Annotated in this window: 6 protein-coding genes; 4 read left to right on the top strand and 2 right to left on the bottom strand. The window is 72.4% G+C overall.

Annotated features, from left to right (window positions below):
• From AB0G13_RS25700 to AB0G13_RS25685, 4 genes are all read left to right on the top strand, one after another.
• The coding region (locus AB0G13_RS25700; RefSeq protein WP_357879088.1) for an SMC family ATPase at positions 1-690 on the top strand (690 nt) is incomplete at its 5' end.
• A gap of 49 nt (positions 691-739) precedes the next feature.
• Positions 740-1,699, top strand: a complete 960-nt coding sequence (locus AB0G13_RS25695; RefSeq protein ID WP_357879085.1) for a hypothetical protein — start codon at positions 740-742, stop codon at positions 1,697-1,699.
• Positions 1,699-2,556 carry a fused MFS/spermidine synthase gene (locus AB0G13_RS25690; RefSeq protein WP_357879083.1) on the top strand — a complete coding sequence of 286 codons (858 nt, stop codon included), beginning with the start codon at positions 1,699-1,701 and terminating at the stop codon, positions 2,554-2,556. The genes AB0G13_RS25695 and AB0G13_RS25690 overlap by 1 nt, the downstream gene beginning before the upstream one ends.
• A gap of 184 nt (positions 2,557-2,740) precedes the next feature.
• Complete coding sequence (locus AB0G13_RS25685; protein WP_357879080.1) at positions 2,741-3,742, top strand: endonuclease/exonuclease/phosphatase family protein; 1,002 nt, start codon at positions 2,741-2,743, stop codon at positions 3,740-3,742.
• 24 nt (positions 3,743-3,766) lie between these two features.
• On the opposite strand, the gene AB0G13_RS25680 is transcribed toward AB0G13_RS25685, so the two are convergent.
• Both AB0G13_RS25680 and AB0G13_RS25675 read right to left on the bottom strand, forming a co-directional pair.
• Positions 3,767-5,515 (bottom strand): stealth family protein, encoded by a 1,749-nt coding sequence (locus AB0G13_RS25680; protein WP_357879076.1) that lies wholly within the window; start codon positions 5,513-5,515, stop codon positions 3,767-3,769.
• On the bottom strand, positions 5,512-8,238 hold the full coding sequence (locus tag AB0G13_RS25675; RefSeq protein WP_357879073.1) for a CDP-glycerol glycerophosphotransferase family protein: 2,727 nt from the start codon (positions 8,236-8,238) through the stop codon (positions 5,512-5,514). Before AB0G13_RS25675 ends, AB0G13_RS25680 begins: the two co-directional genes overlap by 4 nt.
• Between the last annotated feature and the right edge of the window lie 82 nt (positions 8,239-8,320).

Below are 8,320 nucleotides of genomic sequence, written 5' to 3'. Positions count from 1 at the left end.
GCGGCCGGGATCGGCGAGCGCATCGCGGGCGTCCTCGCCGCCGCCGGGCTGCCGCCCACCGACGATCCGCTACGCGCCACCGACCGCGCCCTGGAGCGGGCCGAGGCCGGCCTGCGCGAGCTGGAGCGGCGCCGGGAGCAGGCCGGTGGCCTGCGCGAGCAGCGGGCCGGGTACGAGCGCGAGGCGCAGGTGGCCCGGGCCCTCGCGGGGCACCTGCGGGCCAACAACTTCGAGCGGTGGCTGCTGGCCGAGGCGTTGGACCTGCTGGTCGACGGCGCCTCGGGCATCCTGCGGGAGCTCTCCGGCGGGCAGTACGACCTGGTGCACGACAAGGGCGAGTTCTTCGTGGTCGACCACCACGACGCGGGGCTGCGTCGGGGCGTGCGCACCCTGTCCGGCGGCGAGACCTTCCAGGCGTCGCTGGCGCTGGCGCTGGCGTTGTCGGAGCAGCTCGCCGGGATGTCCACCACGGCGGCGAGCCTGGAGTCGATCGTGCTGGACGAGGGCTTCGGCACGCTCGACGCGGCCACCCTCGACACGGTGGCCGCCACGTTGGAGAACCTGGCCGCCCGGGGCGACCGGATGGTCGGCGTGGTCACCCACGTGCCGGCCCTGGCCGAACGCATCCCGGTCCGGTTCGAGGTCAGCAAGGACGCCCGGTCGGCCCGCGTCGAACGGACCGGCCGGTGAGCGGGGCCCGTCGCGGCGCCCCGGCGTCCGCGACGGAAGGTTCGCTGCGGTGACCGACCCCCGGTTCTTCGTCGACGCGTGGGATCCGGCGTACGGCGCCTCGTTCGAGGCCTCCGGCGGCGGGCCCGCCGCGCCGAGCAGTGCCCAGGTCGACCCGGACGCCGAGCTGCCGGCGGTGGACTGGCGGGCGATCGGGCCGCGCCCCGGCGTCCGCGCCCCCGACGTGGTGCTGCTCGTCGACGGGGTGCGCCGGATCGACGCGAGCGTGTGGACGGCCGAGGACGACGGGGCGTCCTTCCCCGGCCTGGCCGCGTCGTACGCCGCCGGGGTGGTCCGGTGCGACCTGGAGCGCGGCGCGGCGCAGCTGGCCGGCGCGCGGGTCGGTCGGGGGTTGTTCACCGCCAGTCCCTCGGCGGTGGACGTGGTGGCCGGCAGCGTCCGCTACCCGGTGCACCGGGTCAGCGGCACGGGCGAGCTGAACAAGCTCCCGGCCGCCGTGCAGGGGCCGCTGACCGCGCTGGAGGTGGAGGTCTCGGGGGCGGCCCGCACGGACGGCGACCTGCTGGTGGTCGACGGCCCGCTGCGCAACCGGCGGCAGCTGCCGCGCACGGTCGGCTACATCAAGACGCAGCACAGCCAGTACCTGGACGCCCGGCTGACCGCCGTGGTCACCGGCCTGGCGGCCGGCGAGCGCTCCCCGGTGTTCAAGCTCGGTACGGCCTGGGGCGGCTGGTCGTGGTACCTGCGGCTGCCGGTGGCCGTCGGCGCGCCGTGGGCGGGCATCGTCCGGATGGAGTGCTCCGCCGAGCTGAGCGTCGAGGAGGCGGTGGGCCTGGCCGACCTGTCGCTGGTCACGCTGCCCCGGTTCGCCTCCACCCCCTACAAGGACCCGCGGGCGCCGCAGAACCTGATCCCGATCGCCGGCCTGGAGCGCCGGCTGCGGGCGCTGCTCGGCGACGCGCGGCTGCTGCACCGGGTGCTCACCGCCGCCGCCCGGGGCCGGCGCTGATGGGACGCAAGCGGGCGGCCGACACGGTGGCCGCGCGGGTGGACACCGGCCAGGCCGAGCTGGTGCCGGATCCGGACCGGCCGGGGTCGTGGACCCTGCTGCTGGACGGCACCCCGCAGTCGCACGTGGACCTCGCCGATCCCACGCACCTGGAGTTCGAGTACGTCCGGCGGCTCGCCGCCGCGATCGACCTGGTGGCGCCGGCCGGCGCGCCGCTGCGGGTGCTGCACCTCGGCGGCGGCGCGCTGACCCTGCCCCGCTACGTGTCGGCCACCCGGCCCGGCTCCACGCAGCGGGTGGTCGAGGTGGACGGCGCGCTGGTGGAGCTGGTCCGCCAGGCCCTGCCGTGGCCGGCGGATCCCCGGCTCAGGGTGCGGGTGGCCGACGCCCGCGCGGTGCTCGCCGCCAGCCGGGACGCCAGCTACGACATCGTGGTCGCCGACGTCTTCGCCGGTGCCCGCACGCCGGCCCACCTGACCTCGGTGGAGTACGCCGCCGAGGTGGCCCGGGTGCTGCGCCCCACCGGCTTCCACCTGGCGAACGTCGCCGACGGCCCGCCGCTGCGCCACGCCCGGGGGCAGGTCGCCACGGTCCGGTCGGTGCTGCCCCGGGCCTGCCTGGTCGGCGACGCGGCGGTGCTGCGCGGGCGGCGCTACGGCAACCTGGTGCTGGTGGCCGGCCGGGTCGAGCCGCCGGTGCCCGAGCTGACCCGGCGCGCCGCCGGGGACTGGTTCCCCGGCCGGGTGCTGGCCGGCGACGAGCTGGACCGCTTCGCGGGCGGTGCGCGGGTGGTCCACGACGCCGACGCGACCGACTCGACCCCGCCGCCGCCGGGAATCTTCTCCGTACGCCGTTGATCCGCCAGCGCGGGCACCCCGTACCGCGGCCGAGGCGATCGGGGTCCGCCCGCTGCTCGCACTGAGCCGGTTCCCCTGTGTCCGCCCGTAGGCCTGCGGGCCGGTAGTCTGGCAGATCGGTGGCGGCTGCGGCGGATGTCCACGGTCGACAGCATCATGCGCCGACATCGGGGAGAGGGGCGGCGTGGCGCCGAGGTGGAGGTCGCTGCCGGTGGTGCTCGCGCTGGCCGGCTCCCTCACCGCCGTCGCAGGCGCGACGGCGTCCACGGGCTGGCCCGCGGCCGACCGCCCCGCCATCGTGCGGCCGCTGGAGTCCACCACGCCGACTTCCGCATCGCCCCCGCCGACTCCGCTGACGGTGCTCACCTGGAACGTGTGCGCCAACGGCAAGTTGCGCTGTCTCGCCGGCCACCAGCACCAGCAGCTCGCCTCCGCCATCGGTACGACGGCACGGAACGGCTCAGCGGACGTGCTGCTGCTGCAGGAAATGTGCGCGGACCTGCTGCCCGCGTTGGAACGCAGCCTCGGCACCGGCTGGAAGCTACACTTCCGGCAGGCCTCGACGGCCGCGGTCCGGCGCGGCACGCTGGTGAACCGACCGGTCACCTGTGGAACCGGCGGGGACCGGTACGGCCAGGCGGTGGCGGTACGGCTCGCCACGCCGGACGCCGGCAGGGCGTCGACCGTCCAAGCGTCCTGGCTCGTCGAGCTCCCGTCGCCGAAACCCGTGGGCAGCAGATGGATGGAGCGGCGGTCGGCGGTCTGCGTCCGGTTGCACGCCCCCCGCCTCCAGGTCTGCGGTGCCCACCTGTCGACACCGCAGCAGGATCCGGACGGCAGGGTCCGGGCCGCGCAGGCCGCACGGCTCGCCGCCGAAGCCCGCCGCGGCTACGAACGGGGATATCCGACCATCATCGGCGGCGACCTGAACACCACCCCCGCCACGACCGTGACCGGCAGCCGTCAACAGGTCCTGCAGCCGCTGTACGACCAGGGCGCCGACTGCGACCTGGGCAGGATGCGACCGACGTTCGGCAGCATCAAGATCGACTACCTGTTCTCCGGTCCCGGCGTCACACCGCTCGGCTGCACCGTGACCCCGTCCCCGCTCTCCGACCATCGGATGGTCTCGGCGCGCTACCACCTGCGCCCCGACCCGACGCCCGACCGGCACGACCGATACTGACGGCGGACGAGCGCGTCTCGACGGTCAGCACTTCTCCCACGGGCTGGGCACCGGGAAGTAGGTGTCCAGGAAGGGGGTGAGGACCGAGACCTGGGCCGCCAGGTCCTCCTCCGTGGAGAACGCGTCGTTGAGGCAGAACACGTGGCGGTCCCGCTTGGCGAGCAGGTGCGCCAGGCGCGCGGGCGTGTCCGGGTGGGACAGCTCCGCGATGGTGTAGTCCAGTGCGCCCGGCACCGCGCGGCCGGTGTGGAACGCGTAGTAGTGGTGCAGCGACGAGGCGACCGATATGTCCGTGACGCTGCGGAACTGGCTGCCGGCGGTCGCCCGGTGCTGCGCCGCGAAGGTCTCCTCGATCTCGTACAGCACGCTGCGCCGCAACGCGTGCGGCATGTGCTTCATCTTCTGCGTCAGCACCGTGCCGAACCGCTCGGCGATCAGGGCCCGGTTGTTCTTTCCGGCCGCCGACGCCGGGATGTCGTCGGCCGAGGGCGGGCCGGGCGGCACCAGCGCCGGGGACGGGAAGAACTTGCTGATGCCGTTCGCCAGGAAGAAGTCCCGTGGGGTGACGTCGCGGCCGAGGAAGACGTCGTCGTTGAAGTAGAGGAACTGCTCCGACAGCCCGTCGATGTGGTGCAGTTGACTCTCGATGGCGTGCGAGTTGAACGTCGGCAGCGCCGACGGGTCGCGGAAGATCTCCCGGTGGCTGACCACCCGCAGCCCCGGGCGGGCGGGATCCAGCCAGGGCGGCACCTGGTCGTCGGTGACGACGTACACGTTGCGCACCCAGGGCGCGTAGGTGTGCAGGGAGCGCAGTGAGTAGCGCAGCTCGTCCCGGCTGAGGAACCGCGCCGCGCTCGCCGCCTCCGCGTGGTACGGCGTCCCCGCCACCTCGGCGCGCCGGCGCAGCCACGCCGGATCCGTGCCGTCCACCCAGGTGTAGACGACGTCGACCGGAAACGTCACGTCGTCGGGGCGCCGGATCGCGAACTCCGGCCGGGTCCGGACCGTCACCGCCGGGTTCGCCGGCCCGAGGGCGGTGAACAGGTCGGCGGGTGCGTCGACGGCGTGGCCGGCCGCCGGCAACTCCTGCGCCACCAGGTTCCGGCGCGGGGCGACCAGCTGGTCCTCCCGTCGGGTCCAGAACTCCACGTCGCAGCCGTACGGCGCGCCGAGCACCAGGCGGTGACCGGGATCGGTCCAGTACCAGGTCAGTCGAAGCACGTTCGCGTCGCGCAGCCGTCGCCAGGCCTGCGGCTCGTAGCCCGGCACCGACGAGCGCGCCTGCCCGCCCGTGACTTCGGCGACGTACCCGGGCGTCCGGCGGCACGCCTCGGCGAGCGCCGCGTGCACCCGCTCCCGGTCCCCCGCGTCGACGGCGACCACCGCGTTGCGGTCGGGCAGCCCGCGTACGCAGAAGTGCTCCACACCCACTGCGGCGAGTGCCTCGGTGACCGCGGCCAGGTTGCCCGCGCGGGCCGACCAGGGCGACACGTCCGGGCGGACCAGTGCGATCCGGGTCTTGCGCTCCACCGTCACCAGGGCCCGGTCAGCGCCGGCCAGCAGCTCCGGCTGGCGACGGGCGAGCCGAGTCGACGGCTGCTGTCCGCCGGCGACCTGGGCCACCCACTGCTTGACCTGGTGCCGGGTCTGCGGGCTGAGTCGCTTGGCGATCGCCCGGCGGGCCTGCGGGCTGAGCACCCGGCGGTAGGTGTCGACGAACACCGACGGCTCAGCGACGGCCCGGGCGGGTTTGCGGCTCTGTCCGTCCGTCATCGCTGCGGGCCCGGCAGGGCCGCGATGGCGGCGGCGACCCGCTGACAGTTGTTCCGATCCTGGAAGGCGAAGAACTCGGCCGCCCGGCGGGAGTACTCCTCCTCCCGGACGCACCCGTTCTCCAGATACCGGATGATGGCGTCCACGGTTTCGTCGGCCGTCTCGCAGACCGGGCCGAATCCGTCCTCACGGTGCTCGAAGTAGCCCTTTCGGTAACCGCCGATCGTCCAGAACTCCTCGCTGTCGAACTGGGCGTAGATCAGCGGCGTGCCGAGATACGCGACGTCGACCGCAGTCGAGGAGTAGTCGGTGATGAAAAGGTCGCACTGGCGGAGTGCTTCCTGCACGGTCCGCTTCGTCTGGTCCGCCATGGCGAAGCAGTCATCTTCACGGACGATACCGGCCAGCACCTTGCGCATCTCGTAGTGCGGAAGCAGCTCCAGCTTGTAGCCGTGCCGGCGCAGCGCCTCCCGCAGCCGTTCGCTGCCGAACAGATCGGACACGAAGGTCTGGTACGCCGACCCGTCGAAGGCGAGCCGCGGCCGTGCGTTGGGGTTGTACGACGGGGCCACCAGGTACGTGCGCCAGGTGGGCATGAACAGGATGCGTCGTTTGCCCCGGTCGGGAATCAGGGCGTCGAAGCGCGGGAGGCAGGTGTTCGCCACCAGTTCGCCGTAGTCGAGGTCGTTCGACACGTACTCCGCCTCACGGTCGGCAGAGGTGACGAAGAGGTCGAGGGATGCCCGACCGCGGTGCAGGCCGGCGCTTACGTCCTTCTCGATGACTCCGTGCTGGAGGAAGACACGGGCGGGACCGATACGCCAGTTGAGGTGCTTCAGGAAGCGGGACCGTTCCCACCGGGACGGAAGCATGTACGAGTCGATGTCGTACGAGTTGATCAGCTTGGTGGCGTGCAGCATCAGGAACTTGTGCCGGAACGAGTCGTACGTGACGACGTTGCCGAGCCCGCGCAGGCGCTCGCGGTCCGGGCTGTCCTTGGTCAGCAGGTAGTGGACGTTGCGCCGGCGCTCCACCTTCCGGAGGTAGCGGAACAGGTGCGAGGAGTTGTCCTGGGCGGTGTCCGTACGCTCGCCGATCAGCCATACGTCTCGGCGGCGCATGAGCGGCTCGGTGAGCAGGCGGAGCAGTCGCCACTTCCAGAACGGGGCCCGGGAGGCGATGTGCCGCAGATCCTTGCGCACCAGCATCCGCTGCCACTGGCGGCGTCCGGCGGCACCCTGACGCCGGACCAGCAGCTCGACGTTCTCCCGCCCGCTGAAGGTGGGCAGGATACGGGTCTCCCCGCTCCGCTTCATGGTGGCGTCACGGAGGTACGCCGCCGTCATGAGGCACTGGCGGGACGCCTGGCCCGTCGCGGTCTCGAACACGAGCCGGAGGCTGTGCTGCCCGTTGCGCAGCTGGCTGACGGGGATCTCCGCCGAGAAACCGCACCACTCGCGGTCCTCGTCACCGGCCTTCATGTCGACGCGCCGCTCCACGGTGACCGGCACGGTCAGGTTGCTGCCGCGCACCCGCAGCCCGAGGGGGGTGCTGATCGGGGCGCGCATCGGCAGGCCGTTGATCAGCATCTGCCCGGAGACCTTGAGGGTGTCTCCGGAGGGCGAGAGCCGCACCTGCTCGACCCGCGCACCCACGCTGGTGACCTTGGTCAGCGGGAGCAGCGCTGGCGTGACGGGGTAGTCGAGGTGCAGCTCGCCGCCGCACGCGACGACAGCACGCAGCCGCTCCGAGGGCCGTGCGAACAACTCGAAGTCGTACGACTTGATGGCCAGGTAGGGCACCCGGTGCCGGGTGTCCAGCGTCCACCGGGCAATGAACGAGGGGTCGACGTCCTGGTAGATCCGGCTGCACGTATCGAAGATCTTCCAAAGGTCCGCGTCCTCGAACAGGGTGTGCGCACGCATGGCAAAGCCCTGGTAGCTGCGCACCAGCCACCGGTCGAGCACCTCCCGGCGGAACACGTCCAGTTCGGGACGCAGCGCCGCGATGGTGTCGCAGAGCAGCAGGTGGTCCCAGAAGTTCTGCTTCCGGGTGAACAGGTTGTCCATGATCGAGGTGCCCACGTCCCGCCTGCGGTACTGGTAGACCACCTCGTCGACGAGGGCGATGCGTTCCGCCTTGAGCAGCATCGGCAGCGCCAGGAAGGCGTCCTCGAAATGGACGCCCTCCTGGAAGCGCAGGCCGTGCTGCCGGAGCTGAGCGAGGTCGTACAGCTTGTGGCACGGGCCGGCGTCGAAGATCAGGTCAGGGGCGTCGACCACGCTCTGCAGGAGGCGGTCGCCCTTGCCGAACGGCTTCTTCCAGAGGAAGGCGGTGGGCTTGGGGAAGGTGTCCATGTCCCCGATGGACATGCTCGCCTCGTTCTGCACGATCGCCTTGAGCAGCAGCTCGGTGGCGCGCGGCGGCAGGATGTCGTCCGAGTCGACGAAGGAGACGTACGGGGTCTCCGCCATGTCCAGCGCCCGGTTGCGGGCCGCGCCCGGGCCGGCGTTCTCCTGCTGGAGCGCGGTCACGTTCGGGTGTTCGGCGGCGAACTGCTTGGCGATCGTGTCGGAGCCGTCCGTGCTGCCGTCATCCACCAGGATGACGTGGCACCGGTCGAAGACGGTCTGGGCAGCGATCGACTCCAGCGTCTCGGGCAGGTAGTCCGCGACGTTGTAGACCGGGACGATGATCGTGACCTGGGGGGAAGGGCCTACCACGTGGGCTCCACTAAGGATTCGCAGCGATGTTGACGAGCTGGTCGGGGCGTAGGGCCGGCCCCCGACCGGGACCGGGTCCGCA

This window comes from Micromonospora sp. NPDC023633 (genome assembly GCF_040640035.1).
Taxonomy (GTDB): domain Bacteria; phylum Actinomycetota; class Actinomycetes; order Mycobacteriales; family Micromonosporaceae; genus Micromonospora.
The sequence above is the reverse complement of the archived record's forward strand: the minus strand, read 5'-3'. Positions and strand labels throughout refer to the sequence as shown.